The sequence below is a fragment of the Streptomyces sp. NPDC110618 genome, from assembly GCF_055657065.1.
On record NZ_JBVKBN010000001.1, the window covers coordinates 532,052 to 557,243 of the forward strand.

The following is a 25,192-nucleotide window of genomic DNA, read 5'->3' on the forward strand; positions in this document are numbered from 1 at the left end:
ATGGCTACGGAAACTCCCCAGCTCAACGCAGCATGTGCCGTCCCGTTTCCGGGCAGTCCGCGATGACGGGCGCCGACACGCCGCACGCCGTGGACACCGAACGCGGCACGCTCGACAAGGCCGCGCACGAGAACTTTCCCGTGGCCCCCTTCTTCCTGCCCCGCGCCTGGCGCGCCGATCTGATGGCCGTCTACGGCTTCGCACGTCTGGTCGACGACATCGGTGACGGCGATCTCGCTCCCGGCGGCGCCGACGCGCGTTTCCTCGGTGTGTCGGACAGCGCGGACCGGCTGCTGATGCTGGACGCCCTCGAAGCCGATCTGCGCCGCGTCTTCGACTCCACCCCGCGCCACCCGCTGCTGCGCCGTCTGCAGCCCACGGTCCGCCGCCGCGCCCTGACCCCCGGGCCCTTCCTGGGGCTCATTCAGGCCAACCGCCAGGACCAACTCGTCACCCGCTACGAGACCTACGACGACCTGCTCGCCTACTGCGAACTGTCCGCCAACCCCGTCGGACACCTCGTCCTCGCCGTCACCGGTACCGCCACCCCCGAGCGGATCCGCCGCTCCGACGCCGTGTGCACCGCCCTCCAGATCGTCGAGCACCTCCAGGACGTCACCGAGGACCTGGGGCGTGACCGGATCTACCTCCCCGCCGAGGACATGAAGCGCTTTCACGTCCAGGAGGTGGACCTCGCCACGAAAACCGCGGGCGCATCGGTGCGCGCACTGGTTGCATACGAAGCACAACGCGCCCACGATCTCCTGAATGAAGGCGCCCCCCTGGTGGGTAGCGTCCACGGCAGGCTGAGACTGCTGCTCGCAGGGTTCGTGGCGGGGGGAAGGGCGGCGATCCGAGCGATCGCCGCCGCCGAATACGACGTACTTCCCGGCCCGCCCAAGCCCGGCAGGATTCAGCTGCTGCGCGAGGTGGGCCTGACTCTGCGAGGAGAGGGGTGATCCGGACCGTGGAGTTGGCACCACACGCGTCCGCACCGGTACTCGCCGCCTACAGCTACTGCGAGGCCGTCACCGGACAGCAGGCCCGTAACTTCGCCTACGGGATCAGGCTGCTGCCCACACCGAAGCGCCGCGCGATGTCGGCGCTGTACGCGTTCTCGCGCCGCGTCGACGACATCGGCGACGGGGCCCTGGCCCCCGACGTCAAGATCGCCCGGCTGGAGGAGACCCGGGCCCTGCTGACCCGGGTCCGCGAGGGCGCGGTCGACGAGGACGACACCGACCCGGTCGCGGTCGCGCTCAGCCACGCCGCCGAGGTCTTTCCGATCCCGCTGGAGGGCCTGGACGAGCTGATCGACGGCGTGCTGATGGACGTACGCGGCGAGACCTACGAGACCTGGGACGACCTGAAGGTGTACTGCCGCTGTGTGGCGGGCGCCATCGGACGGCTCTCGCTCGGCGTCTTCGGCACCGAGCCCGGGGCGCGCGGCGCCGAGCGGGCCCCGGAGTACGCCGACACACTCGGGCTGGCACTGCAGCTCACCAACATCCTGCGCGACGTGCGCGAGGACGCCGAGGGCGGCCGTACCTATCTGCCCGCCGACGACCTCGCCAAGTTCGGCTGCTCGGCCGGATTCGCCTCACCGACCGTGCCCGAGGGTGCCGACTTCGCGGGCCTGGTGCACTTCGAGGTACGGCGGGCCCGCGCCCTGTTCGCCGAGGGCTACCGGCTGCTGCCGATGCTCGACCGGCGCAGCGGAGCCTGCGTCGCGGCCATGGCCGGTATCTACCGCCGGCTGCTGGACCGTATCGAGCGTGAACCGGAGGCCGTGCTGCGCGGCCGGGTCTCGCTGCCCGGACGCGAGAAGGCGTACGTCGCCGTGCGCGGTCTGTCCGGTCTGGACACCCGCCATGTCAGTCGGCGCGCGGTCAGGAGGCGGGCCTGATGGACAGTCCGGTCCAGGGTGACGCCACCGGGGAGAAACGGTACGCAACCCTCCGAGCCCTGTCGGCGTCCCTGACTGAGACGGCCGACCGTGCACCGTTCAAGCATCGCGACGGCCGTTCGGGGGAGGACGCACGATGACCGACGGAAGGGCAACCGGCGGCGACGCCGTCGTGGTCGGCGGCGGACTGGCCGGAATCACCGCGGCCCTGGCACTCGCCGACGCCGGGGTGCGGGTCACGCTGCTGGAGGGCAGGCCACGCCTGGGCGGGCTGGCCTTCTCCTTCCAGCGCGGCGACCTCACCGTCGACAACGGCCAGCACGTCTACCTGCGCTGCTGCACCGCGTACCGCTGGTTCCTCGACCGGATCGAGGCGAGCGCGCTCGCGCCTCTGCAGGATCGTCTCGACGTGCCCGTTCTCGATCTCGCCAAGCCCGAGGGGCGACGGCTGGGCAGGATCCGGCGCGACCCGCTGCCCGTACCACTGCATCTGGGGCGCAGCCTCGCCGCCTATCCGCACCTCTCCCTCACCGAGCGCGCCGCCGTCGGACGTGCCGCGCTCGCGCTGAAGGGGCTCGACCTCGACGACCCGGCCCTGGACGAACAGGACTTCGGCAGCTGGCTGGCCGCGCACGGCCAGTCCCCGCGCGCCGTGAAGGCCCTGTGGAACCTGGTCGGGGTCGCCACCCTCAACGCGGTCGCGGACGACGCCTCCCTGGGGCTCGCCGCGATGGTGTTCAAGACCGGTCTGCTGTCCGACCCGGGCGCGGCCGACATCGGATGGGCGCATGTCCCGCTGGGCGAACTGCACGACCGGCTGGCCCGCAAGGCGCTCGACTCCGCGGGCGTGCGTACCGAGGTCCGTACACGCGTCACCTCCATCTCCCCTGACGAGAACGGACGTTGGGCCGTCCAGGTTCCCGGCGAGACCTTGAGGGCCGATGCGGTCGTCCTCGCGGTCGCCCAGAGCGAGGCCCACGACCTGCTGCCCACGGGCGCCCTCGACGACCCCGACCGGCTGCTGGAGATCGGCACCGCGCCGATCCTGAACGTCCACGTCGTCTACGACCGTCCGGTGCTCAGTGCCCCGTTCTTCGCCGCCCTCGGCACCCCCGTGCAGTGGGTGTTCGACCGGACGGAGTCCTCCGGGCTGCGCGAGGGCCAGTACCTGGCCGTCTCCCAGTCCGCCGCGCACGACGACATCGACGCGCCCGTGGCCCAGCTGCGCGAGCGCTACCTGCCGGAACTGGCCCGGCTGCTGCCCCTGGCCCGCGAGGCCGGGGTGAAGGACTTCTTCGTGACCCGGGAGCGGACAGCGACGTTCGCCCCCACCCCCGGTGTCGGGCGGCTGCGGCCCGGCACCCGTACCAAGGCCCCCGGCCTGTACCTGGCCGGAGCGTGGACCGCCACCGGGTGGCCCGCGACCATGGAGAGTGCGGTCCGCAGCGGTGTGAGCGCGGCCGACGCCGCCCTCGGCGCCCTCGGCCGGCCCCGCCCCCGTCACCTCTTCGACGTCGAGGAGGCGGCCTGATGCTCCATCAGCGCGCGGCAGGCACCCGCACCCCCGGTACCGCTACAAGAGGAGAGACTGTGCCCACTGTGCCCCCGGCCTCGAAGGCCGCTGCAGAGACCGCGGTGGACGTGACCGCGCTCCTGGAGCGCGGCCGGACCCTGGCCACCCCGGTGCTGCGGGCGGCGATCGACCGCCTGGCACCGCCCATGGACACCGTTTCCGCCTACCACTTCGGCTGGATCGACGCCGAGGGCAGGCCCTCGGCGGGCGACGGCGGCAAGGCCGTGCGCCCCGCGCTGGCGGTGCTCTCCGCCGAGGTCACCGGCGCGGCCCCCGAGGTCGGCATCCCCGGCGCGGTCGCCGTGGAGCTGGTGCACAACTTCTCCCTGCTGCACGACGACCTGATGGACGGCGACGAGCAGCGCCGGCACCGCGACACGGTGTGGAAGGTGCACGGCCCCGCCCAGGCCATCCTGGTCGGCGACGCCCTGTTCGCCCTCGCCAACGAACTGCTGCTGGAGCTCGGCACCGTCGAGGCCGGCCGCGCCACCCGCCGGCTGACCACCGCTACCCGGGCCCTGATCGACGGACAGGCCCAGGACATCTCCTACGAGCACCGCGACCGCGTCAGCGTCGAGGAGTGCCTGGAGATGGAGGGCAACAAGACCGGCGCCCTGCTGGCCTGCGCCAGCTCCATCGGCGCCGTGCTCGGCGGCGCGGACGACCGCACCGCGGACACCCTGGAGAGGTACGGCTACCACCTCGGCCTCGCCTTCCAGGCCGTGGACGACCTCCTCGGCATCTGGGGCGACCCGGAGTCCACCGGCAAGCAGACCTGGAGCGATCTGCGCCAGCGCAAGAAGTCACTGCCCGTGGTGGCCGCGCTCGCGGCGGGCGGAGCGGCCTCCGAGCAGCTCGGTGAGCTGCTCGCCGCCGACGCCAAGGCCAGCGACTTCGAGAACTTCTCCGAGGAGGAGTTCGCCGCCCGCGCCGCCCTCATCGAGGAGGCCGGGGGACGCGAGTGGACCGCCGACGAGGCGCGCCGCCAGCACACCATCGCCATCGAAGCCCTCGACGCCGTGGACATGCCCGACCGGGTGCGGGCGCAGTTCACCGCGCTCGCCGACTTCGTCGTCGTACGAAAGAGATGATCACTATCGGTCGAATAGCCCTCGCGTAGTCGCCGGCCGGTGTCGCGGGAAGACCAGCACCGGCCGACGGCGGACCCACAGCAGACGCACCACTTGCACACTGCACGAAGGGGAAGCCATGACAGCGACGACCGACGGAAGCACCGGGGCCCTGCCGCCCCGCGCTGCCGCGGCCAGCGAAACCACCCTCACCCCCGCCGAGGCGGGGGTCCAGGACGCCGCCGTGCGCGCCGTGCGGCGGGCCACCGACTTCCTGCTGGCCCGGCAGGACGCCCAGGGCTGGTGGAAGGGCGACCTGGAGACCAACGTCACCATGGACGCCGAGGACCTGCTGCTGCGTCAGTTCCTCGGCATCCTCGACGAGTCGACCACGCGTGCCGCCGCCCTGTTCATCCGCGGCGAGCAGCGCGAGGACGGCACCTGGGCCACCTTCTACGGCGGACCGGGCGAACTCTCCACCACCATCGAGGCCTACGTCGCGCTGCGGCTCGCCGGGGACGCGCCCGACGAACCCCACATGGCGCGCGCGGCCCAGTGGATCCGGAGCCAGGGCGGTATCGCCTCCGCCCGGGTCTTCACCCGGATCTGGCTGGCCCTGTTCGGCTGGTGGAAGTGGGAGGACCTGCCCGAACTCCCGCCCGAGCTGATCTGGTTCCCCAGCTGGGTACCACTGAACATCTACGACTTCGGCTGCTGGGCCCGGCAGACCATCGTCCCGCTGACGATCGTCTCCGCCAAGCGGCCGGTACGCCCCGCGCCCTTCCCACTGGACGAGCTGCACACCGACCCGGCCGACCCGAACCCGGCCAGGCCTCTTGCTCCGGCCGCGAGTTGGGACGGCGCCTTCCAGCGCCTGGACAAGGCACTGCACCAGGTGCGCAAGGTCGTCCCCCGCAGGCTGCGCCGGGCCGCGATGCACACCGCCGCCCGCTGGATCATCGAGCGGCAGGAGAACGACGGCTGCTGGGGCGGCATCCAGCCCCCGGCGGTGTACTCGATCATCGCCCTGCACCTGATGGGCTACGACCTCCAGCACCCGGTGATCCGCGAGGGGCTGGCCTCGCTGGACCGTTTCGCCGTGTGGCGCGAGGACGGCGCCCGGATGATCGAGGCCTGCCAGTCCCCGGTCTGGGACACCTGCCTGGCCACCATCGCGCTCGCCGACGCCGGGCTGCCGTCCGACCATCCGCAACTGGTCAGGGCCGCCGACTGGATGCTCGGCGAGCAGATCGTCCGGCCCGGCGACTGGGCCGTCAAGCGGCCCGGACTGCCGCCCGGGGGCTGGGCGTTCGAGTTCCACAACGACAACTACCCCGACATCGACGACACCGCCGAGGTGGTCCTCGCGCTGCGCCGGGTCCGGCACCACGACCCGGAGCGGGTGGAGAAGGCCATCGGGCGCGGGGTGCGCTGGAACCTCGGCATGCAGTCCAGGAACGGCGCCTGGGGCGCCTTCGACGTGGACAACACCAGCCCCTTCCCCAACCGGCTGCCGTTCTGCGACTTCGGTGAGGTCATCGACCCGCCGTCGGCCGATGTCACCGCCCACGTGGTGGAGATGCTCGCCGTCGAGGGCCTCGCCCACGACCCGCGCACCAGGCGCGGCATCCAGTGGCTGCTGGCCGAACAGGAGCCGGACGGCTCGTGGTTCGGGCGCTGGGGCGTCAACTACATCTACGGCACCGGGTCCGTGGTCCCCGCTCTCGCGGCCGCCGGCATCCCCGGCTCGCACCCGGCGATGCGGCGGGCCGTGACCTGGCTGGAGTCGGTCCAGAACGACGACGGCGGCTGGGGCGAGGACCTGCGCTCCTACCGGGACGCCAAGGGCTGGAGCGGCCGGGGCGCCTCCACCGCGTCCCAGACCGCCTGGGCGCTGATGGCGCTGCTCGCGGCCGGGGAGCGGGACTCCAAGGCCGTCGAGCGCGGCGTGGAGTGGCTGGCCGCCACCCAGCGCGAGGACGGGTCCTGGGACGAGCCGTACTTCACCGGCACCGGCTTCCCCTGGGACTTCTCCATCAACTACCACCTCTACCGGCAGGTCTTCCCGCTCACCGCGCTCGGCCGGTACGTGCACGGGGAGCCCTTCGCCGGCGCCGAGGGGGGCTGATGAGCACACCGCCCGCTCCGGCTCCGCTGCTGATCGCCTGCGCGCTCGGCATCGAGCGCCTCGCGCTGCGCACCGGCGGTCACGGCGAGCCCGGCGGGCCGGTCACCGTGGTCCGTACCGGCATGGGCCCCAAGGCGGCCGAACGGGCCGTCGGCCGGGCCCTGGCCGACCCGGCGCTCGCCGGGGCCGCGGTGATCGCCACCGGTTTCTGCGCGGGACTGGCTCCCGGGATGCACCCCGGAGACCTGGTGGTCGCGGCGGAGACCCGGGACCCGCGCGGCACCACCGAGTGTGTGGGCACCGAACTGCTGGTGAAGGAACTCGGCCGGGCCGTCCCGGGACGCACCGTGCACACCGGGCCGGTCACCGGCTCCGATCACGTGGTCCGTGGTAAGGAACGGTCGGATCTGCTCTCGACCGGCGCAGTCGCGGTCGACATGGAGTCGGCGGCGACGCTCCTGAGCGCCGCGCGCGCGGGCGAGCGCCCCGTTGCGGCCGTACGGGTGGTCGTGGACGCTCCAGAACATGAACTCGTCCGGATCGGCACCTTGCGCGGGGGAATATCAGCGTTCCGTGTGCTCAGGTCGGTCCTTCCCGCTTTCTACGAATGGCACCGTTCTTTGCTGCTCCCCAGGAGGTGAGCCAGATGGCCATGCCGCTGCGTCAGTCCATCAAGGTCGCTACTTATTTGGCTGAACAAAAGCTCCGCAAGCGTGACAAGTTCCCGCTGATCGTGGAGCTGGAACCGCTGTTCGCGTGCAATCTCAAGTGCGAGGGCTGCGGCAAGATCCAGCACCCGGCCGGGGTGCTGAAGCAGCGCATGCCGGTCGCCCAGGCCGTGGGCGCGGTGCTCGAATCCGGTGCGCCGATGGTGTCCATCGCCGGCGGTGAACCCCTGATGCACCCTCAGATCGACGAGATCGTGCGCCAGTTGGTGGCCAAGCGGAAGTACGTCTTCCTGTGCACCAACGCCATGCTGCTGCGCAAGAAGATGGACAAGTTCACGCCCTCGCCCTACTTCGCCTTCGCCGTGCACATCGACGGACTGCGCGAGCGGCACGACGAGTCCGTGGCGAAGGAGGGCGTCTTCGACGAGGCGGTGGAGGCCATCAAGGAGGCCAAGCGGCGCGGCTTCCGGGTCACCACCAACTCCACCTTCTTCAACACCGACACCCCGCAGACCGTCATCGAGGTGCTGAACTTCCTCAACGACGACCTCAAGGTCGACGAGATGATGATCTCGCCCGCCTACGCCTACGAGAAGGCACCCGACCAGGAGCACTTCCTGGGCGTGGAGCAGACCCGCGAGCTGTTCAAGAAGGCCTTCGCGGGCGGCAACCGGCGCCGCTGGCGGCTCAACCACTCCCCGCTCTTCCTGGACTTCCTGGAGGGCAAGGTCGACTTCCCGTGCACGGCGTGGGCGATCCCCAACTACTCCCTGTTCGGCTGGCAGCGCCCCTGCTACCTGATGAGCGACGGCTACGTCCCGACGTACCGCGAGCTCATCGAGGACACCGACTGGGACAAGTACGGCCGCGGCAAGGACCCGCGCTGCGCCAACTGCATGGCGCACTGCGGCTACGAGCCCACCGCCGTCCTCGCCACCATGGGCTCCCTGAAGGAGTCGCTGCGGGCCATGCGCGAGACCGTCAACGGAAACCGGGAGTGACCCCATGACCGCCATCCCCTTGGGCGTACCCGAGGTACCGGTCCGGCCGATCGCCGAGCGGCGCGTGTCGCGGCGGATCGACGTCGGCCCGGTGGCGGTCGGGGGCGGCGCCCCGGTGTCGGTGCAGTCGATGACGACGACCCGTACGTCGGACATCGGCGCCACCCTGCAGCAGATCGCCGAACTCACCGCGTCCGGCTGCCAGATCGTCCGCGTCGCCTGCCCCACCCAGGACGACGCGGAGGCGCTGGCCACCATCGCCCGCAAGTCGCAGATCCCGGTGATCGCCGACATCCACTTCCAGCCCAAGTACGTGTTCGCGGCGATCGAGGCTGGCTGCGCCGCCGTACGCGTCAACCCCGGCAACATCAAGCAGTTCGACGACAAGGTCAAGGAGATCGCGCGGGCCGCGGCCGACCACGGCACGCCGATCCGCATCGGCGTCAACGCCGGTTCGCTGGACCGGCGGCTGCTGAAGAAGTACGGCAGGGCCACGCCCGAGGCCCTGGTGGAGAGCGCGCTGTGGGAGGCCTCCCTTTTCGAGGAGCACGGCTTCCGGGACATCAAGATCTCCGTCAAGCACAACGACCCCGTGGTGATGGTCGCCGCCTATCAGCAGCTCGCCGAGCAGTGCGACTACCCGCTGCACCTCGGTGTCACCGAGGCGGGCCCGGCGTTCCAGGGGACGATCAAGTCGGCCGTGGCCTTCGGGGCGCTGCTCAGCCGCGGCATCGGCGACACCATCCGGGTGTCGCTGTCCGCGCCGCCCGCCGAGGAGGTCAAGGTCGGCTGCCAGATCCTGGAGTCGCTCGGGCTGCGGCAGCGGCGTCTGGAGATCGTCTCCTGCCCGTCCTGCGGGCGTGCCCAGGTCGACGTCTACAAGCTGGCGGACGAGGTCACGGCGGGCCTGGAGGGCATGGAAGTGCCGCTGCGGGTGGCCGTCATGGGGTGTGTGGTCAACGGTCCCGGCGAGGCACGGGAGGCGGATCTGGGGGTCGCCTCGGGCAACGGCAAGGGGCAGATCTTCGTGAAGGGCGAGGTCATCAAGACCGTGCCCGAGTCGAGGATCGTGGAGACCCTCATCGAGGAAGCGATGAAGATCGCCGAACAGATGGAGCAGGACGGCGTCGAGTCGGGGGAGCCGGCCGTCACCGTGAGTTGAGCAGCACGGACCGAAGGGGGCCCGACGTGACGATTCTGGAGAACATCCGGGGACCACGCGATCTGAAGGCGCTGTCCGAGGCGGAACTCGGTGAACTGTCCGACGAGATCAGGGAGTTCCTGGTGCACGCGGTCGCCCGCACCGGCGGGCATCTCGGGCCCAACCTGGGGGTGGTGGAACTGACCATCGCGCTCCACCGGGTCTTCGAGTCGCCGGTCGACCGCATCGTGTGGGACACCGGCCATCAGAGCTATGTGCACAAGCTGCTGACAGGACGTCAGGACTTCTCCAAGCTGCGCGGCAAGGGCGGCCTGTCCGGCTACCCCTCGCGCGAGGAGTCCGAGCACGACATCGTCGAGAACAGCCACGCCTCCACCGCGCTCGGCTGGGCCGACGGACTAGCCAAGGCCCGCCAGGTGCAGGGCGAGAAGGGGCACGTCGTCGCGGTCATCGGCGACGGCGCGCTCACCGGCGGTATGGCCTGGGAGGCGCTGAACAACATCGCGGCCGCCAAGGACCGGCCGCTGATCATCGTCGTCAACGACAACGAGCGCTCCTACGCGCCCACCATCGGCGGCCTCGCCAATCACCTCGCCACCCTGCGCACCACCGACAGCTACGAGCAGGTCCTGGCCTGGGGCAAGGACGTCCTGCAGCGCACCCCGGTCATCGGCAACACCCTCTACGAGGCCCTGCACGGCGCCAAGAAGGGCTTCAAGGACGCCTTCGCCCCGCAGGGCCTCTTCGAGGACCTGGGCCTGAAGTACGTGGGCCCCATCGACGGCCACGACATCGGCGCCGTGGAGTCCGCGCTGCGCCGCGCGAAACGCTTCCACGGCCCCGTACTGATCCACTGCCTCACCGAGAAGGGCCGCGGCTACGAACCCGCCCTCGCCCACGAGGAGGACCACTTCCACACCGTCGGTGTGATGGACCCGCTCACCTGCGAGCCCCTCGCCCCGTCCAACGGCCCTTCCTGGACCTCGGTGTTCGGCGACGAGATCGTGAGGATCGGCGAGGAGCGCGAGGACGTCGTCGCCATCACCGCGGCCATGCTGCACCCCGTCGGCCTCGGCAAGTTCGCCGCCCGCTTCCCGGACCGGGTCTGGGACGTCGGCATCGCCGAGCAGCACGCGGCGGTCTCCGCGGCGGGCCTGGCCACCGGCGGCGTCCATCCCGTCGTCGCCGTGTACGCCACCTTCCTCAACCGGGCCTTCGACCAGCTCCTGATGGACGTCGCCCTGCACCGCTGCGGGGTCACCTTCGTGCTGGACCGGGCCGGGGTCACCGGTGTCGACGGCGCCTCCCACAACGGCATGTGGGACATGTCCATCCTCCAGGTCGTCCCCGGCCTCAGGATCGCCGCCCCGCGCGACGCCGACCAACTGCGCGCCCAGCTCCGGGAGGCCGTCGCGGTGGACGACGCGCCCACCCTGGTGCGCTTCCCGAAGGAGACCGTCGGCCCCGAGATCCCGGCCCTGGACCGGATCGGCGGCATGGACGTACTGCGCCGTGACCCCGACCCGGAGGTGCTGCTGGTCGCCGTCGGCGTGATGGCGCCGGTCTGCCTCCAGGCCGCCGAACTCCTCCAGGCCCGGGGCCTCAACTGCATGGTCGTCGACCCGCGTTGGGTCAAGCCCGTCGACCCCGAGCTGCCCGGCCTCGCCGCCCGGCACCGGCTGGTGGCCGTCGTCGAGGACAACAGCCGTGCCGCCGGAGTGGGTGCCGCCGTCGCACTCGCCCTCGGTGACGCCGATGTCGATGTTCCGGTGCGGCGCTTCGGCATCCCCGAGCAGTTCCTCGCGCACGCCAAGCGCAGCGAGGTACTGGCCGACATCGGCCTGACGCCCGTGGAGGTCGCGGGCCGGATCAGCGCGAGCCTGGCCGTACAGGAGCCAGTCAAGGAGACAGCGGAATGACCACGGAGTTCGACCTCGGCGCGCTGCTGGCCGCGCGCGGAGCCGAGCGCTACGAGCTGCACGGCAAGTACCTCAACCACCAGCTCCCGCGCATGCTGCACACCATCGGCTTCGACAAGGTCTACGAGCGCGCCGAGGGCGCCTACTTCTACGACGCCGAGGGCGCCGACTACCTGGACATGCTCGCCGGGTTCGGGGTGATGGGGCTGGGCCGCCACCACCCCGTGGTCCGCAAGGCCCTGCACGACGTCCTGGACCTCTCCCTCGCCGACCTCACCCGGTTCGACTGCCAGCCGCTGCCCGGACTGCTCGCCGAGAAGCTGCTCGCGCACAGCCCGCACCTGGACCGGGTGTTCTTCGGCAACAGCGGCACCGAGGCCGTCGAGACGGCCCTGAAGTTCGCCCGCCGCGCCACGGGCCGGCCCAGGGTCCTGTACTGCGAGCACGCCTTCCACGGCCTGACCACCGGTTCCCTGTCCGTCAACGGCGAGGACGGCTTCCGCGACGGCTTCGCCCCGCTGCTCCCCGACACCGCCGTACCGCTCGGTGATCTCGACGCACTGGCGCGGGAGTTGAAGAAGGGGGACGTCGCCGCCCTGATCGTGGAGCCGATCCAGGGCAAGGGCGTGCACGAGGCGCCGCCCGGCTATCTCAGGGCCGCGCAGGAACTGCTGCACAAGCACAAGGCGCTGCTCATCGCCGACGAGGTGCAGACCGGCCTCGGCCGCACCGGGGACTTCTACGCCTACCAGCACGAGGACGGCGTGGAGCCGGACCTGGTGTGCGTGGCCAAGGCTCTGTCCGGCGGGTATGTCCCGGTCGGCGCCACCCTCGGCAAGGACTGGATCTTCAAGAAGGTCTACTCGTCGATGGACCGGGTGCTGGTGCACTCGGCGAGCTTCGGCTCCAACGCCCAGGCCATGGCGGCCGGGCTCGCGGTGCTGACCGTCATGGAGAACGAGCAGATCGTCGCGAACGCCCGCGCGACGGGTGAGCTGCTGAAGACGCGGCTCGCCGCCCTCACCGACAAGTACGAGCTGCTCGCCGACGTGCGCGGGCGGGGCCTGATGATCGGCATCGAGTTCGGCCGGCCCTCCTCGCTGAAGCTGCGCAGCCGGTGGACCATGCTCCAGGCCGCCCGCAAGGGCCTGTTCGCGCAGATGGTCGTGGTCCCGCTGCTCCAGCGGCACCGGATCCTCACCCAGGTCTCCGGCGACCACCTGGAGGTGATCAAGCTGATCCCGCCGCTGATCATCGGCGAGCGGGAGGTGGAGCGGTTCGTGGACGCGTTCACCGAGGTGATGGACGACGCGCACAGCGGGGGCGGGCTGATGTGGGACTTCGGCAAGACGCTGGTGAAGCAGGCGGTGGCGAACCGCTGACCGGCAGGACTGAAGGGTTTTGCCTCTGAGGCAAGAAATTTGCCGCAGAGGCAAATATCCTGCTGAATGGAGAGCATGAGCTCTCCCGAGACCGGGCCGCCCGACGACCTGTCCGCGGTGGCGCCGCGGCTGCGTGATCTCCGGCGCCGGGCCGCCCTCACGCTGGAGGCCGCGGCAGCGTCCGCCGGACTGTCACCGGCCCACCTCTCCCGGCTGGAGACCGGACACCGCCAGCCCTCGCTGCCGATGCTGCTGGCACTCGCTCGCATCTACGGTACGACGGTCTCCGAACTGCTCGGCGAGACGGTCGCCGACCGGGACGCCGTCGTCCGCGGCGCCGAGATGGAACCGACGGCCGCCGGGGGGTGGACGTACCGCCAGGCCGGCGCCCCCGGCCGCGGCATGCAGGCGCTGCGCCTGCACGTCCCCTACGGCTCCCAGGGCGACATCGTGCGGGTGCACCCCGGCGAGGAGTGGCTCTACGTCCTCACCGGCCGCCTCCGCCTGCGCCTGGGCGACACCACGTACCGCCTGGCCCCGGGGGACAGCGCCCACTTCGACTCCCTGACCCCGCACCGGATCGCCGCGCAGGACCCGGACGGGGTGGAGCTGCTCTTCGTCCACACCTTGCTGCAGAGCCCCACCTCCGCCCTGTGCCTGGGCGGACCCGCGACCTCACACCACGGAGACATGCCATGACCGACATGGAGGAGAAGTTCCCCCGCGCCCTGTGGGTGCGGTTGATCATCTACATCGCGGTGGGGCATGTCTTCGCGGCGTTCATCTACCTGCTCTTCGAGCTGGGTGCGAAGCAGTAGCGGCCGCGAACGGCGCCCGGCTCAGTCGAGGAGGCGGTCGCGCAGGCGCTCGCGGACGGCGGGGGTGACCCGCAGGGCCTGCTCCAGGTAGGGGTCCACCCCGCCCCAGGTCTCCTCGATCGTGTCGAAGGCCGCCGTCAGGTACTCGGCGCGGGCGTCGAAGAGGGGGCTGAGGAGCTCCATCACTTCGGGGGTGTGGCTGTTGTTGCGCTTCACCTTGTAGCGGCGGTGCTTGGCGTTGGACTCCAGGTAGTCGGCGAGGATCGCGTCCCGCTCCACGCCCAGGGCGAGCAGGGTCACCGCGATCGACAGGCCCGCGCGGTCCTTGCCCGCCGCGCAGTGCATCAGGGCCGGGACGCTGTCCTCGGCGAGGGCCAGCAGCACCTGGGAGTGCTCGGCGGTGCGCTCCTTGATGATCATGCGGTACGACTCGATCATGCGGTTCGCGGCCTTGCCGTCCGCCAGGATCTCCCGCAGCTGTTCGATGTCGCCGTCGCGCACCATCTTCCAGAACTCGGCGCCGTCCGCCGGGTCGGACAGCGGCAGGTTCACATTGCGCACCCCGGTCAGCTCGACGTCGGGGCCCTCCAGCTTCTGGTCCGCCGCGTTGCGGAAGTCGAAGATCGTGTGCAGACCGAGGGAGCCGAGGAACGCCGCGTCCTGTTCGGTCGCGTGCGCGAGATGCCCACTGCGGAACAGCACGCCCTGTCGTACCCGGCGTCCGTCCACGGTCGGCAGTCCGCCCACATCCCGGAAGTTGCGAACTCCGGCCAGCTCCGGCTCGGTCGACGGGACCTGCTGCGTCACTTGGGCTCCTCCCACCGGTTCCGCCGGCTCGTGTCGTCGGCGGGCACGCCTTGACGATACGACATCGATACCGGCGACAGCGGGAAGGTAGCAAAACGGACGAACAGCTCCGATATCGGTCCATTCATCCCCTGTCCGAATTAGAACCTTAATTGCTCTTCAGTGGCCTTGGGTGTGCTTCATTCCAACTCGCTCTGGAATAAAGGAGTCTGGAGCAGTGTCACGTGAGGAGCGTCATATCCGTGACGGTGAGTCGTCCGTCATGTCCACGTAATTCATGCGCTTTTCAAGGGTATTTGCCGGAGCCGATCATCAGGTAATGCACGGAAAGTGACCGTGAATTCCGGCAAGGGATCAAGAGGAATGCCTTCGGGTGGAACCTTCTGCTTGTCCCTTTGCGTCTTGGTCGCTTACGTTCGCCACCAATCCGAGCGGACGCCGAATCCTGCCGCCGCTCGTGATCCCGCACACTCACCCGTGCACGGCAGGAGCGGGGGACCCACAGGCACCACCGCCTGGTCCGGTCTCCGGAACAGGCTTGGGGTCAAGTCGCGCCCAGCGCGCGGCCGGACATCTCCAGTCCGCACCCGACAGCTCACCTCGTAGGCGCCGGAGAGGAATTCGCCATGCCCGCGAAGGGTAAGCACCGCCGTCCCAAGACCCTGCGTATCACCCGTGGAATCGCCGCCGCCGGAACCGGTGGCGCCGCACTCGCCCTCCCGCTCCTGGGTGCCACCGGCGCCCACGCGGCCCCGTCGCAGTCCGTTCCGGAAAAGGCCGTTCAGTCGGTGCAGTCGACGAAGTCGGTCGACACCAAGGAAACGGCGAAGAAGTCCGCGAAGAAGGCGGCCACGAAGATCTACACCGTGCGGTCCGGGGACTATCTCTCGAAGATCGCGAACGAGCAGGACGTGCGCGGCGGCTGGCAGAAGCTGTACCAGGACAACCGCGAGGCCGTCGGCGACGACCCGTCGCTGATCCACCCCGGCCTGAAGCTGTCGATCAACAAGAAGGCCGCCTCGACGGACCGCGCCGAGAAGTCGGTCTCCCGGTCCGCCACGCGGTCCGCCGCGAAGCCGTCGGCGCCCGCGAAGCCCAAGGCGCCCGCGCAGTCCTCCGCGCCGCAGGCCGCGACCACCACGCAGGCCGCCCCGGCCACCGCCACCGGCTTCACCGCCCCGGTCGCCGGCGCCGGCGTCGGCACCGCCTACAAGGTCGCGGGCAGCATGTGGTCCAGCGGCTACCACACCGGCGCCGACTTCGTCGTCCCGTCCGGCACCCCGCTGAAGGCCGTCGGCGCGGGCACCGTCGTCTCGGCCGGCTGGGCCGGGGCCTACGGCAACCAGGTCGTCATCCGGCTTGCCGACGGTCACTACGCCCAGTACGCCCACCTGTCCTCGCTGTCCGTCTCCAGCGGCCAGTCGGTGACGGCGGGCCAGCAGGTAGGCCTGTCCGGCACCACCGGCAACTCCACCGGACCGCACCTGCACTTCGAGATCCGCACCACGCCGGACTACGGCTCCGACGTGGACCCGATCGCCTACCTCCGCGCCAAGGGCGTCTCCATCGGCTGACGGACCGCCCGCCGCACGGCACCCTCCCTGACACGCCGCCGAAGGCCGGACCCACGATCCCCGGGTCCGGCCTTCGGCGTTGCCGACCTGGTTCTATTCCGGACTTGGCCAAGGTCTTGGAGTGGCTTATCTCACCGCCCGTCAACCCCTGCCTACGGTCGCGTAGGTCACATTCGAAGGTGAATCATGGGCCGATGTGGCAGACGATTCGAAGAGTGACAACGAGACAGTGATCGGGTCGTACGTCGCGGTGGGGGACAGCTTCACCGAGGGCGTCGGCGACCCTGGCCCCGACGGAGCCTTCGTCGGCTGGGCGGACCGGTTCGCCGTGCTGCTGGCGGACCGCCGGCCCGAGGGCGACTTCCGCTACACGAACCTCGCGGTGCGCGGGAAGCTGCTGGACCAGATCGTGGCGGACCAGGTGCCGAGGGCATGCGAACTCGCCCCGGACCTCGTCTCGTTCTGTGCGGGCGGCAACGACATCATCCGGCCCGGCACCGACCCCGACGAACTGGCCGAGCGGTTCGAGCGGGCGGTGGCCCGGCTCGCCGAAACCGCCGGGACCGTCCTGGTGACGACCGGCTTCGACACCCGTGGCGTGCCCGTGCTGAAGCATCTGCGCGGCAAGATCGCCACGTACAACATGCACGTACGGTCGATCGCGGACCGGTACGGCTTCCCGGTGCTCGACCTGTGGTCGCTGAAGACCGTCCAGGACCGCCGGGCGTGGGACGACGACCGGCTGCACCTGTCTCCCGAGGGTCACACACGCGTGGCGCTCCGCGCGGGCCAGGTCCTCGGCCTGGAGGTCCCCGCCGACCCGGACCAGCCCTGGCCCCCGCTCCCGCCCCGCGGCACCCTGGAGATCCGTCGCGACGACGTCCACTGGGCCCGCGAGTACCTGGTCCCCTGGATCGGCCGCCGCCTGCGCGGCGAGTCCTCCGGCGACCATGTGACGGCCAAGGGCCACCTGTCCCCGGACGACATCAAGATGCGCATCGAGGCGGCGGTCTGAGCCGCGCGCCCGGGACCCGACGGGCGGGCTGACGGCGGGGGAGTCACGCACGCGCGCGTACGGCATCAGGTACGGCCCGTCCCGACGAGGGGCGGGCCGACGCCGTGGGCCACCGGCCCCGGATCAGCGCGCGGCGGTCGACAACTCCGCCCGCGCCACGCCCAGTTCCCTGGCCAGCGCCTCGTCCGCCCACTCGCGGGCGCGGGCGCGGGAGAGGGAGCCGGGGTAGGAGGTGAGCTGGACGGCGAGGCCGTCCAGGAGGGCGGTCAGGCGCAGGGCCGCGCTCGCGGGGTCGGGGCAGTGGAACTCGCCCGCGGCCACGCCCTCGGCGATGACCTCGGTGATGGCGGCCTTCCACTCGCGGTCGAGGGACTGGGTGACCTCGCGCAGGGCGGGTTCGCGCAGCGCCGCCGCCCAGCCCTCGATCCACAGCCGCCAGCCCTTGGCCTGGCCGGTGGGGGCGTACCAGCGGACGGCCGCGCGCAGGCGGCGCAGCGCGGTCGTACGGCGGCCGAGGAGCTTGCGGAGGTGGGCGAGGTCGTCCTCGGCGGCGTACGCGAAGGCCTCGGCGACCAGCTTCTCCTTGGTGGAGAAGTGGTACAGCACCAGCGCGTTGCTCACTCCGAGCGCGGACGCCACGTCGGCGATCCGCACCGCGGACACGCCCCGCGCCTCGATCTGCTCGATGGCGGCCCGCAGCAACTCCTCGCGCCGCTCCGCCACACTCAACCGCACCCTCGCCACGGCGCACACCCTAACCCGTGAGGCCCGCGCGGCCCCGGCCCGCCCCGGGGCGGTCACCTGTACTGGCCGTACCTCTCCTCGATCACCGGATGCCGGTCCGCCGCGATCGCGTGCGCCGCCGCCCGCGGCGACGTGCCGTCGGCCTCCGCGCGGGAGAGCATCTGCTCGGTCAGCGCGCGCATGGCACGCCGGGTGTGGGCGAAGGCCTCCCGCGCGTCGGGCCCGATGTCGCCGAACAGGGTCCACCACCACCAGGCGTTGGTGCCGGAGTTGACCACGACATCGGGCAGCACGGTGACGCCCCGCGCCGCCAGCAGCGCCTCCGCCTCCGGCAGCACCGGCATATTGGCCGCCTCGACGATCCAGCGGGCGGTGATCCGCTCCTGGTTCACGGTGTCGACGGCGTACGACACCGCAGCGGGCACCAGTACCTCCGCCTCCGCCGACAGCCAGGCGTCCCCCGGCAGTTCACGGTCACCGGGGCGCAGCGCGGCGCGGTCGACGAGGCCGTACGCGTCGCGCGCGGCGAGCAGCGCCTCGACGTCCAGCCCGGCCGGGCTGGCGATCGTGCCCTTGAGATCGGCGACCGCCACGACCGTCAGCCCCGCGCGGGAGAGGAAACGGGCCGTCGCCCCGCCCATGGTGCCGAACCCCTGCACGGCCACGCGCGTGCCCGCGTACGGCACCCCGGCCCGGTCCAGCGCCGTGAGCGCGGCCTCGGCCACCCCGCAACCGCCGACCAGCGCGTCGAGCCCGACGCCGTCCACCTCCACGGCGAAGGCGTCCGCCAGCCGCCGCCGGGCCGCCTCCTCGTCGTCCAGCAGCGGATACACGGACTGGACGCAGGAGACCAGGCCCGCCTCGGCGGCCGCCCGGTCCACCAGGTCCTGGCTCAGTCCGAGGTCCTCGCCGGTGGCCCACACGCTCTCCACGTACGGCCGTACCGCCCGGAGATAGCGCACCAGCAGTCCGTACGCCGCCGGATCGCGCGGATCGCAGTCGATACCGCCCTTGGCGCCGCCGAGCGGGACGTAGCGGCCCTCCGGTTCGTAGTGCAGCGCCTCTTTCATGGACATGCCGCGGGCGAGACCGGTCACCTCGTCGAGCGTGCACCCCTCGCGCATCCTCAGACCGCCGCTGCACACCCCGCGCACCAGCCGGTCGATCACGAGAAACCCCTGGTGACCAGTGATGTGGTCGGTCCAGGTGAGGGAGAGGAGAGGGGTGGTCATGGGGCTCCTTACTGAATTGCTATTCAGTATCGGGATCGGGCTCGCGCACTGTCAACGCACAGCGCGGCATCCATGGCCGTTCAGCAGGAACAGGAATCCGTCGACGATCGTTGTGACAGGAGCCGACGATAATGAGATGCCTGGACAACTCCACCTGGAGGTAGCGTGACCGGTTCCCGTCCCCTGAGCTCCGTGCTCCGCGCGCTGGAGCCGGCGGCCTTCGGCGCGGACCCGACCGGCGAGCGCATGGAGCGCATCCGCAGATCGCCCCACTTCAAGGACGGCGTCTTCCAGAACCCCGGCGGCGTCACACGCACCCGGCCCTCCGGCTCGACGCTGGACTTCGCCAAGGTCTTCTTCGCCAAGGACGAGCGCCCGCGCCGCTCACCCCAGGGCACCGTGCCCGTGCACCCCACCACCCTGGCCGACCTCGCCCGCCCGCCGGCCACCGGCCTGCGGATCACCTGGATGGGCCACTCCAGTGTGCTCGCCGAGATCGACGGCCACAGGGTGCTCTTCGACCCGGTGTGGGGCGAGCGCTGCTCCCCGTTCTCCTTCGTCGGCCCCAAGCGGCTGCACCCCGTACCGCTGCCGCTGGCCGCGCTCGGCCCGGTGGACGTGGTCGTGATCTCGCACGACCACTACGACCACCTGGACCTGCCCTCCATCAAGGCACTCGCTGACACCGACACGGTCTTCGCCGTGCCGCTCGGCGTCGGCGCCCACCTGGAGCACTGGGGCGTCTCCGCCGACCGCCTGCGCGAGCTGGACTGGCACGAGTCCACCAAGATCGGCGGACTTACCCTCACCGCCACCCCGGCCCGCCACTTCTGCGGACGCGGCATGCGCAACACCCAGCACACCCTGTGGGCGTCCTGGGCGGTCGCCGGCTCCGAGCACCGCATCTTCCACAGCGGGGACACCGGCTACTTCGACGGCTTCAAGGACATCGGCGCCGAGCACGGTCCGTTCGACACGACGATGATCCAGCTCGGCGCGTACAGCGAGTTCTGGCCCGACATCCACATGACCCCCGAGGAGGCCCTGCGCGCCCACCTCGACCTCCAGGGCGGCCGCCCGCACGGCGTGCTCCTGCCCATCCACTGGGCCACCTTCAACCTCGCCACGCACGCGTGGGCGGAACCGGGCGAGTGGACCCGCGACGCGGCGGAGGAGGCCGGACAGGCCGCCGCGTTCCCCCGGCCCGGCGAGCCCTTCGAGCCCGGCGGCCTGTTCCCCGTCCAGCCCTGGTGGCGGTCCGTGTCGCAGCCGGTCCCGCACACCTGGCGCCGTCCCCGGCCCGCGCAGCCCGCCGCCGGGCCGCGCACCGACGACCTCGATCTCCTGGGCGAGCGGTGACACCGGCCTACCGAGGCCGGTTCAGGAAGTCCAGGAGGCGACGGTCCGCCTCCGCCGGGGCGCCGTGCGGAAGCGCGTGATGGGAGACGCCCGGCAGCACGGTGATCTCGGCACGCGGCAGTAGGGCCTCCGCGCGGGCGGCCACCTTCACGGCGTCATGCGTCCTGCTCCCTCCGGCCAGGAGCACCAGGACCGGCAGGTCCAGGCCGCGCAGCGCCTGCGCCGCCGGACGCGGCCCGGTCACGGGCCGGACGGAGGGGAAACCGGCGGCCGCCTCTTCAAGAGCGAGCCAGGCGGGATCGAGGGCGGCAACCCCGGTCTCCCACTCCAGGAAGGCGCGGACCCGGCCGGGGGAGGGCCGTACCAGCGACGGCAGCGCGCGCAGCAGATAGCCCGGGCGGAACCCGGCGAAGCACTGGGTCGGGTCCAGCAGGACCAGGCGGCGTACCCGCGCGGGCGCGCGCAGCGCGTGATGCAGCGCGAGCCAGGCGCCGTACGAATGCCCGCACAAGTCGGCCGCCGTCACTCCGAGGCCGTCGAAGAGCGCGTCCAGCCAGGCCGACACGTCGGCGACCGTCCGCAGGCGGCGGTCCCGGTCGGGCACGCTGCGGCCGGGGGCGCCGACGAGGTCGACGGCGAACACCCGGCGGGTGCGGGAAAGTTCCGCGGCCTGCCGGTACCAGGCCGCGGAGGTCGCGCCCCCGCCGCCCGGCAGGAGAACGACCGGCGGCCCGTCGACCGGGCCGCATACGTTCACGTGCGTCGCGCCGAACGGCGTGGCGACAGTCGCCGTCTCGCGCGCGGGCGGCCACTTGGCCAGGACCTTGTCGTAAGCCGCGCGGAAACCGTCGGCGTCGTACGTGTCACGAGCGCTCATGAGCGGAGCCCCCTTATTATCTCGCTCAGCAAGGTATTCGCTGAGCGAGATAATAAGGGAGGTGGCGGTCCGTGGCGGAGGGAACGCGTGCGCACCCCGTCGAACAGGACGATCCCGGGCCGGAGATGGAGATCGTGCATCTCTTGCGCGCCGTGGTCGTCGAACTGGGTCGGCACAGCGCCCGGTTCGCCCAGCTCAACGACATGCACCCCACGGACGTGCGCGCACTGATCGTGCTGATGGACGCCGCGCGCGCCGGCGAGGCGATGACCGCCGGACGCCTGGGCGCCGCGCTCGGGCTGAACTCCGCGGGCACCACGGCGCTGATCGACCGGCTGGAACGGGCCGGACATGTGCGGCGCGTTCGTGACGAGCGGGACCGCCGCAGGATCACCGTCGAGGTCGACGAGCGGGCGGTCGCTCTCGGACGGTCCCACTTCGGGCCGCTCATCGACCGGGCGGTGGACCTGGTGCGGGGGTACGACGAGCGGGAACTGGCGGCCGTACGGCACTTCCTGACCGGGATGCGGGACGCGGCGCGGTAGCCGCAGACGGCTGATGCGCCGGTGCGGTGCGGATTGCGTCGGTGCGGCGCGGCTGTCGTACGCCGCACCACGCCGTATCGCACCGCCCCGCACCACACCGGTGCACCACGCCGTATCGCACCGCCCCGCACCGGTGCGTGCACCGGGGTCAGCCCGTCGTGCCGCTCCGGTGCGGGCGGTTGTGCACCAGCAGCGCGGAGGCCAGTGCCGCGCACAGGAACACGGCGGCGATGACGACCATGCCGGCGTGCACTCCGGAAGTGAAGGCGTCGCCGATGGCGGCCGTCACGTCCCGCGGGGCCGGGCCGTGGGCGCCGCCGGTGGAGACGGCGTGTTCGACGGCAGGCCTGGACACCTCGGGTACGCCGTGGGCCTCCAGCTCGGCCGGAAGCCGGGACTGGAGCCGGTTGGCGAGCAGGGCGCCGAGGAGGGCGGAGCCGGTCACCGAGCCGACCTGGCGGAAGGCGTTCACGGCGCCCGAGGCCATTCCGGCGCGTTCGTGGGAGACGCTGACCAGGGCGGCGGCGGTGCTGGGCGCGGCCACCATGCCGCAGGCGGCGCCGAAGAGGACGTACAGCCACCACACCTGGGAGTAGGGGGTGTCGGGTCCCACGGTGAGGAATCCGGCGCCGGCGCCCGCGCCGAGGAGGAAGCCCGCCGTGAGGGGGAGCTTGAAGCCGGTACGGCGGATGAGGGCCCCGGCGGCGTAGGCGACGACCACGTACGTCCCGAAGAAGGGCAGCAGCCGCCACGCCACGTCCAGGGCGGACAGGTGCTGGACCCGTTCGTAGAAGAGCACCGACAGGATGGCGACCCCGGTGAAGCCGAACAGGGAGACGGCCGCGACGAACATGACCGCGCTGAAGGACGCCGAGCGGAACAGGGAGATGTCCAGCATGGGGGCGCGGGCGGCGCGTTCGACGAGGACGAAGCCGGTCAGCGCCGCGACCGCGACGAACCAGGCGGCCAGGATGCGCGGGGCGGTGTAGCCCTCGTGGCCGCCCTCGATGAGGGCGTAGACGAGGGCGGCGATGCCCAGGACGGCCAGGATCTGGCCGGGGATGTCGAGTCTGCCGCCGGGGGCGCGTGACTCGGCGACGACGGCGGCGACCGCCATCGTGACCACGGCGAGCACGGCGGTCGACAGGAACACCGTGTGCCAGTGGAAGTGGTTCAGCAGGGTGCCCGCGATGACCGGCCCGACGGCCAGTCCGATGCCGGAGGAGGCCGCCCACAGCGTGACCACCTCGGTGCGGCGGTGCGGGTCGGGGAAGGCGGCGCCCAGGATGGCCAGGCTGTTGGGCAGGACGAGCGCTCCGCCGACGCCGGATATCAGCTGACCGGCGATGACACCGGTCACGGAGGTCGAGGCGTAGACGGTGAGCGAGCCCACGATCAGGATCGCGGCGCCGGTCAGGAAGGCGCGTTTGCGGCCGTAGAGGTTGCCGACCGTGCCCGCCGACATCACCAGACAGGCCACGAGCAGGGTGTAGGCGGAGGGGATCCAGACCAGCCCGGTCGGGGAGACGCGCAGGTCGTCCTGGATGGCCGCGAGCGCCGACACGGACGCGGTGATCAGCAGGAAGGTCGTCATGGCCCCGAGACACATGGCGACGAGGGTCACGGTCGCGGTGAACCGGGAGGCCTGCCGCCCGTCGGCGGGCCGCGGCGTGGCCGCCGGATCGGCGGCCACGGGGGAGGGGGTGGAGGTCACGGCGTCCTCGTCTCAGCCGAGCTGGGGGTACAGGGCGGCGACGCCGCCCGCGAGGCCCGCCTGGACCTGGCGGCTCAGGTCGTCGACGACGATCTCGGGCGAACCCGCGGCGATGCCGTCCACGGCGGCGCGGGCGACGTCCGCGGGGGCGGTCTTGGGCTGGGTGACGTGGCGGGCCATGTCGGTGTCCATGTAGCCGACGTGCAGCGCGGACACGGTGATGCCGCGGGGCGCCAGCTGCTGGCGGACGGTGTTGGTCATGCTCCAGGCCGCGGACTTGGCGGCGGCGTAGGCGCCGACGGTCGGGAAGCCGATCCATGACAGGACCGACAGGATGTTGAGGATCGACCCGCCGCCGCGGGCCTCGATCACCGGGGCGAAGGCCCGGATCACGCGCAGGCTGCCCAGGTAGTGGGTGTCCAGTTCCAGCCGGAGGTCGTCCCAGTCGCCGGTCAGCGGGTCGGCGCCGGTGGAGGTGCCGGCGTTGTTGATCAGGAGATTGACGTCACCGGCCGCCTCGGCGGCCGCCGCGACCGACTCGGGATCGGTGACGTCCAGCCGGATCGCCTTCACACCGGGCAGATCGACCTGCTCGGGCCTTCGGGCGGCCGCGTACACGGTGGCGCCGCGCGCGGTCAGCTCCTGGGCCAGGGCCCTGCCGAGTCCCCGGTTGGCGCCGGTGACCAGGGCGGTTGCCGTGCTGATGTCCATGACTTCTCTCCAACGGATGCACGTAGCGGAAGCTGACTTATGGATTCGTAAGTCAGGTGCGACGGTATAGTCTGACATCTGTTGAGGCAAGTCAGCCGGGAAAGCGGAAGAGGCGGGCATGAGCGATCTGCTGGCGGAGCGGGACACCTGGTCCATGGCCAACTGCTCCATTGCCCGGACCCTGGAGATCGTCGGCACCAGGACGGCGCTGCTGATCATGCGCGAGGCGTTCTTCGGCACCCGGCGCTTCGACGACTTCGCCAAGCGTGTGGGGGTCGGCGAACCGGCCGCCGCGGCACGCCTGAAGGAGCTGACCGCGGCCGGACTGCTGGAGCGGGTGCCGTACCGGGAGCCGGGCCAGCGGACCCGGCACGCCTATCAGCTGACGCGGAAGGGACGTGACTTCCTGCCCGTACTCGTGGCCCTGCGGCAGTGGGGCGACACCTGGGCCGCCGACGAGCAGGGACCCGCGGTCGTCGTACGCCACAAGGACTGCGGCGCCGAGGTGCGCGCCGCGCTGCGGTGCGGTGAGGGGCACGACGTGGCGGACGGGGGGACGTACGTGGACGAGGGGCCGGGGCTGGTCCGGGTGGAGGCGGACCCTTCCTGAGGCGCGGCGGCGTCCTGTCGTCGGCGCCTTCCTGGCGCCCGGGGCCGTCCCCGCCCCCCACCACGCCCCGTCACCGTCGGGCCAGAACCCTCGGGAGGGTGAACCGGGTGGCGTCAGGTTGACCTCTGGCGGAGAAAAAACGAACGCCGAGGGGCGGAGAGCGAGAGGCTGTCCGCCTCTTGATGCTTCTTCAGGCACACCTTCTGACCAGGTGTGATCGGTAGTTAGTCGTTCCGGTGCGATGTTCGATGAGGGCTGACGATCTGTCGCCCGTGCGCCCATACCAGAGCCGGGCGTTCCGCGTACGAGTTTGTCAACTGCCCACCGCACATGTTGCCTTGCCGACTACTGTCAGTGTCCGTCGGGCGACGCAGGGC

Annotated in this window: 24 protein-coding genes and 1 riboswitch; of the genes, 18 read left to right on the forward strand and 6 right to left on the reverse strand. The window is 71.4% G+C overall.

The genetic code is table 11. The features are described from left to right. Window positions 1–62 precede the first annotated feature (62 nt). The 13 genes from hpnC (at window position 63) to ACZ7L7_RS02360 (ending at window position 13,627) form a co-directional block, all read left to right on the forward strand. Window positions 63–959 carry a squalene synthase HpnC gene (gene hpnC / locus ACZ7L7_RS02300; protein ID WP_285513923.1) on the forward strand — a complete coding sequence of 299 codons (897 nt, stop codon included), beginning with the start codon at window positions 63–65 and terminating at the stop codon, window positions 957–959. Then, window positions 956–1,906, forward strand: coding sequence for a presqualene diphosphate synthase HpnD (hpnD, locus tag ACZ7L7_RS02305; protein ID WP_471427955.1), 951 nt, complete (start codon window positions 956–958; stop codon window positions 1,904–1,906). The genes hpnC and hpnD overlap by 4 nt, the downstream gene beginning before the upstream one ends. Continuing rightward, window positions 1,906–2,046 carry a DUF6380 family protein gene (locus ACZ7L7_RS02310; RefSeq protein WP_285513925.1) on the forward strand — a complete coding sequence of 47 codons (141 nt, stop codon included), beginning with the start codon at window positions 1,906–1,908 and terminating at the stop codon, window positions 2,044–2,046. The genes hpnD and ACZ7L7_RS02310 overlap by 1 nt, the downstream gene beginning before the upstream one ends. Further along, a complete protein-coding gene (hpnE, locus tag ACZ7L7_RS02315) occupies window positions 2,043–3,437 on the forward strand; it encodes a hydroxysqualene dehydroxylase HpnE (protein ID WP_472074441.1) in 1,395 nt (464 codons plus the stop codon). Before ACZ7L7_RS02310 ends, hpnE begins: the two co-directional genes overlap by 4 nt. Continuing rightward, a complete protein-coding gene (locus ACZ7L7_RS02320) occupies window positions 3,437–4,570 on the forward strand; it encodes a polyprenyl synthetase family protein (RefSeq protein ID WP_472074443.1) in 1,134 nt (377 codons plus the stop codon). Before hpnE ends, ACZ7L7_RS02320 begins: the two co-directional genes overlap by 1 nt. Window positions 4,571–4,688: 118 nt before the next feature. Continuing rightward, window positions 4,689–6,677: a squalene--hopene cyclase gene (gene shc / locus ACZ7L7_RS02325; protein ID WP_285513928.1), complete on the forward strand. Its 1,989-nt coding sequence runs from the start codon at window positions 4,689–4,691 to the stop codon at window positions 6,675–6,677. Continuing rightward, entirely contained in the window at window positions 6,677–7,318 is a 642-nt protein-coding gene (locus ACZ7L7_RS02330; protein ID WP_285513929.1) for a phosphorylase family protein, read from the forward strand. The genes shc and ACZ7L7_RS02330 overlap by 1 nt, the downstream gene beginning before the upstream one ends. A 5-nt stretch (window positions 7,319–7,323) precedes the next feature. Further along, window positions 7,324–8,346 (forward strand): adenosyl-hopene transferase HpnH, encoded by a 1,023-nt coding sequence (gene hpnH, locus ACZ7L7_RS02335; RefSeq protein WP_285513930.1) that lies wholly within the window; start codon window positions 7,324–7,326, stop codon window positions 8,344–8,346. A 4-nt stretch (window positions 8,347–8,350) separates the two neighbouring features. Further along, window positions 8,351–9,508: a flavodoxin-dependent (E)-4-hydroxy-3-methylbut-2-enyl-diphosphate synthase gene (gene ispG / locus ACZ7L7_RS02340; RefSeq protein ID WP_285513931.1), complete on the forward strand. Its 1,158-nt coding sequence runs from the start codon at window positions 8,351–8,353 to the stop codon at window positions 9,506–9,508. Between the two features lie 26 nt (window positions 9,509–9,534). Next, complete coding sequence (gene dxs / locus ACZ7L7_RS02345; protein WP_285513932.1) at window positions 9,535–11,427, forward strand: 1-deoxy-D-xylulose-5-phosphate synthase; 1,893 nt, start codon at window positions 9,535–9,537, stop codon at window positions 11,425–11,427. Then, a complete protein-coding gene (locus ACZ7L7_RS02350) occupies window positions 11,424–12,809 on the forward strand; it encodes an aspartate aminotransferase family protein (RefSeq protein ID WP_472074446.1) in 1,386 nt (461 codons plus the stop codon). Before dxs ends, ACZ7L7_RS02350 begins: the two co-directional genes overlap by 4 nt. 75 nt (window positions 12,810–12,884) lie before the next feature. Then, window positions 12,885–13,508 carry a helix-turn-helix domain-containing protein gene (locus ACZ7L7_RS02355; RefSeq protein WP_285513934.1) on the forward strand — a complete coding sequence of 208 codons (624 nt, stop codon included), beginning with the start codon at window positions 12,885–12,887 and terminating at the stop codon, window positions 13,506–13,508. Beyond that, entirely contained in the window at window positions 13,505–13,627 is a 123-nt protein-coding gene (locus ACZ7L7_RS02360) for a DUF6126 family protein (RefSeq protein WP_093717978.1), read from the forward strand. Before ACZ7L7_RS02355 ends, ACZ7L7_RS02360 begins: the two co-directional genes overlap by 4 nt. 21 nt (window positions 13,628–13,648) lie before the next feature. Here the strand turns inward: ACZ7L7_RS02360 and ACZ7L7_RS02365 are convergent, their stop codons facing one another. After that, window positions 13,649–14,434: a tyrosine-protein phosphatase gene (locus tag ACZ7L7_RS02365; RefSeq protein WP_285513935.1), complete on the reverse strand. Its 786-nt coding sequence runs from the start codon at window positions 14,432–14,434 to the stop codon at window positions 13,649–13,651. Window positions 14,435–14,888: 454 nt separating this feature from the next. After that, a riboswitch (cyclic di-AMP (ydaO/yuaA leader) is annotated at window positions 14,889–15,056 on the forward strand. 4 nt (window positions 15,057–15,060) lie between these two features. Between ACZ7L7_RS02365 and ACZ7L7_RS02370 the strand changes: the two genes are divergently transcribed. Then, window positions 15,061–16,008 (forward strand): LysM peptidoglycan-binding domain-containing M23 family metallopeptidase, encoded by a 948-nt coding sequence (locus tag ACZ7L7_RS02370; protein ID WP_285513936.1) that lies wholly within the window; start codon window positions 15,061–15,063, stop codon window positions 16,006–16,008. 229 nt (window positions 16,009–16,237) lie between these two features. After that, the gene (locus ACZ7L7_RS02375) at window positions 16,238–17,023 is read left to right on the forward strand and encodes an SGNH/GDSL hydrolase family protein (protein WP_285513961.1); all 786 of its coding nucleotides are present in this window, start codon (window positions 16,238–16,240) and stop codon (window positions 17,021–17,023) included. Window positions 17,024–17,146: 123 nt separating this feature from the next. Here ACZ7L7_RS02375 and ACZ7L7_RS02380 read toward each other — a convergent pair whose 3' ends face one another. Both ACZ7L7_RS02380 and ACZ7L7_RS02385 read right to left on the reverse strand, forming a co-directional pair. Beyond that, complete coding sequence (locus tag ACZ7L7_RS02380; RefSeq protein WP_285513937.1) at window positions 17,147–17,767, reverse strand: TetR/AcrR family transcriptional regulator; 621 nt, start codon at window positions 17,765–17,767, stop codon at window positions 17,147–17,149. A gap of 53 nt (window positions 17,768–17,820) precedes the next feature. Further along, entirely contained in the window at window positions 17,821–18,999 is a 1,179-nt protein-coding gene (locus ACZ7L7_RS02385) for a Glu/Leu/Phe/Val dehydrogenase dimerization domain-containing protein (RefSeq protein ID WP_285513938.1), read from the reverse strand. Between the two features lie 165 nt (window positions 19,000–19,164). On the opposite strand from ACZ7L7_RS02385, the gene ACZ7L7_RS02390 reads away from it, so the two are divergent. Continuing rightward, window positions 19,165–20,358: an MBL fold metallo-hydrolase gene (locus tag ACZ7L7_RS02390; RefSeq protein ID WP_285513939.1), complete on the forward strand. Its 1,194-nt coding sequence runs from the start codon at window positions 19,165–19,167 to the stop codon at window positions 20,356–20,358. A gap of 7 nt (window positions 20,359–20,365) precedes the next feature. On the opposite strand, the gene ACZ7L7_RS02395 is transcribed toward ACZ7L7_RS02390, so the two are convergent. Then, the gene (locus ACZ7L7_RS02395) at window positions 20,366–21,235 is read right to left on the reverse strand and encodes an alpha/beta fold hydrolase (RefSeq protein WP_472074450.1); all 870 of its coding nucleotides are present in this window, start codon (window positions 21,233–21,235) and stop codon (window positions 20,366–20,368) included. A gap of 125 nt (window positions 21,236–21,360) precedes the next feature. Here ACZ7L7_RS02395 and ACZ7L7_RS02400 point away from each other — a divergent pair, with 125 nt between their 5' ends. Next, complete coding sequence (locus ACZ7L7_RS02400) at window positions 21,361–21,780, forward strand: MarR family transcriptional regulator (protein ID WP_471591679.1); 420 nt, start codon at window positions 21,361–21,363, stop codon at window positions 21,778–21,780. A 148-nt stretch (window positions 21,781–21,928) separates the two neighbouring features. Here ACZ7L7_RS02400 and ACZ7L7_RS02405 read toward each other — a convergent pair whose 3' ends face one another. Next, window positions 21,929–23,494: an MFS transporter gene (locus ACZ7L7_RS02405; protein WP_471591671.1), complete on the reverse strand. Its 1,566-nt coding sequence runs from the start codon at window positions 23,492–23,494 to the stop codon at window positions 21,929–21,931. A gap of 12 nt (window positions 23,495–23,506) precedes the next feature. Continuing rightward, on the reverse strand, window positions 23,507–24,205 hold the full coding sequence (locus ACZ7L7_RS02410; protein ID WP_471591672.1) for an SDR family oxidoreductase: 699 nt from the start codon (window positions 24,203–24,205) through the stop codon (window positions 23,507–23,509). A gap of 118 nt (window positions 24,206–24,323) precedes the next feature. On the opposite strand from ACZ7L7_RS02410, the gene ACZ7L7_RS02415 reads away from it, so the two are divergent. Then, window positions 24,324–24,815 (forward strand): winged helix-turn-helix transcriptional regulator, encoded by a 492-nt coding sequence (locus ACZ7L7_RS02415; RefSeq protein WP_471591673.1) that lies wholly within the window; start codon window positions 24,324–24,326, stop codon window positions 24,813–24,815. The last annotated feature ends 377 nt before the right edge of the window (window positions 24,816–25,192 follow it).

What these genes read in the sequence shown, in the direction of transcription:
- hpnC (WP_285513923.1), top strand. Translation starts at nt 63, where the DNA reads ATGACGGGCGCCGACACGCCGCACGCCGTGGACACCGAACGCGGCACG.
- ACZ7L7_RS02310 (WP_285513925.1), top strand. Translation starts at nt 1,906, where the DNA reads ATGGACAGTCCGGTCCAGGGTGACGCCACCGGGGAGAAACGGTACGCA.
- hpnE (WP_472074441.1), top strand. Translation starts at nt 2,043, where the DNA reads ATGACCGACGGAAGGGCAACCGGCGGCGACGCCGTCGTGGTCGGCGGC.
- ACZ7L7_RS02320 (WP_472074443.1), top strand. Translation starts at nt 3,437, where the DNA reads ATGCTCCATCAGCGCGCGGCAGGCACCCGCACCCCCGGTACCGCTACA.
- shc (WP_285513928.1), top strand. Translation starts at nt 4,689, where the DNA reads ATGACAGCGACGACCGACGGAAGCACCGGGGCCCTGCCGCCCCGCGCT.
- ACZ7L7_RS02330 (WP_285513929.1), top strand. Translation starts at nt 6,677, where the DNA reads ATGAGCACACCGCCCGCTCCGGCTCCGCTGCTGATCGCCTGCGCGCTC.
- hpnH (WP_285513930.1), top strand. Translation starts at nt 7,324, where the DNA reads ATGGCCATGCCGCTGCGTCAGTCCATCAAGGTCGCTACTTATTTGGCT.
- ispG (WP_285513931.1), top strand. Translation starts at nt 8,351, where the DNA reads ATGACCGCCATCCCCTTGGGCGTACCCGAGGTACCGGTCCGGCCGATC.
- ACZ7L7_RS02350 (WP_472074446.1), top strand. Translation starts at nt 11,424, where the DNA reads ATGACCACGGAGTTCGACCTCGGCGCGCTGCTGGCCGCGCGCGGAGCC.
- ACZ7L7_RS02355 (WP_285513934.1), top strand. Translation starts at nt 12,885, where the DNA reads ATGAGCTCTCCCGAGACCGGGCCGCCCGACGACCTGTCCGCGGTGGCG.
- ACZ7L7_RS02360 (WP_093717978.1), top strand. Translation starts at nt 13,505, where the DNA reads ATGACCGACATGGAGGAGAAGTTCCCCCGCGCCCTGTGGGTGCGGTTG.
- ACZ7L7_RS02370 (WP_285513936.1), top strand. Translation starts at nt 15,061, where the DNA reads ATGCCCGCGAAGGGTAAGCACCGCCGTCCCAAGACCCTGCGTATCACC.
- ACZ7L7_RS02385 (WP_285513938.1), bottom strand. Translation starts at nt 18,999, where the DNA reads ATGACCACCCCTCTCCTCTCCCTCACCTGGACCGACCACATCACTGGT.
- ACZ7L7_RS02395 (WP_472074450.1), bottom strand. Translation starts at nt 21,235, where the DNA reads ATGAGCGCTCGTGACACGTACGACGCCGACGGTTTCCGCGCGGCTTAC.
- ACZ7L7_RS02400 (WP_471591679.1), top strand. Translation starts at nt 21,361, where the DNA reads ATGGAGATCGTGCATCTCTTGCGCGCCGTGGTCGTCGAACTGGGTCGG.
- ACZ7L7_RS02410 (WP_471591672.1), bottom strand. Translation starts at nt 24,205, where the DNA reads ATGGACATCAGCACGGCAACCGCCCTGGTCACCGGCGCCAACCGGGGA.
- ACZ7L7_RS02415 (WP_471591673.1), top strand. Translation starts at nt 24,324, where the DNA reads ATGAGCGATCTGCTGGCGGAGCGGGACACCTGGTCCATGGCCAACTGC.